At 70.1% G+C, this 521-nt stretch carries 1 protein-coding gene; it reads left to right on the forward strand.

The annotated features are described in order from the left end of the window. Positions 1-118 precede the first annotated feature (118 nt). Positions 119-490: a VOC family protein gene (locus AR3_RS29155; protein WP_067918837.1), complete on the forward strand. Its 372-nt coding sequence runs from the start codon at positions 119-121 to the stop codon at positions 488-490. Positions 491-521: the final 31 nt, after the last annotated feature.

The raw sequence follows: 521 nt of genomic DNA on the forward strand, positions 1-521 counted from the left end.
GGTGTGACGGTCTTTTGGAAACACCGACAGCTTTGGGAAACACCGACAGGGGGTTGTCGCGGACGTCCGCGACGGTGACGGCCGTACACGGAAACCGGCCTTGACGCGGAGGACGTCGATGACCGCACCCGCATACAACACCGTCGCCTGGTTCCAGGTCTGCACCGACAACCCCGGGGCCGCCCGCGGCTTCTACGGCGGCCTGTTCGGCTGGGAGTTCACCGAGTCCGACACCGGCTACGAGCTGATCAGCCACCCCGGCGCCGAAGCGCCCAGCGGCGGCATGGTCCGCGTGCCCGACGCCGGCAAGAACTCGGCGACCTTCCTGGTGGTCGTGCAGGACGTGGCGGCCGCCTGCGCCCGCGCCGAACAGCTCGGCGGCAAGATCCTCGTCCCGCCGACCACCGCGCCCAGCGGCCTGGTCTTCGCCGATCTGCTCGACCCCTCCGGCAACCACTTCGGCATCTACAGCCCCCCACCCTCCCCCTGACCACACCCACAGGGCGGCCGGGACCAACCCC

It is taken from the genome of Actinomadura rubrobrunea NBRC 15275, assembly GCF_001552235.1.
Lineage (GTDB): Bacteria > Actinomycetota > Actinomycetes > Streptosporangiales > Streptosporangiaceae > Spirillospora > Spirillospora viridilutea.

Excerpts from the sequence above, each read along its gene's own strand:
- AR3_RS29155 (WP_067918837.1), top strand. The coding sequence starts at position 119 with ATGACCGCACCCGCATACAACACCGTCGCCTGGTTCCAGGTCTGCACC.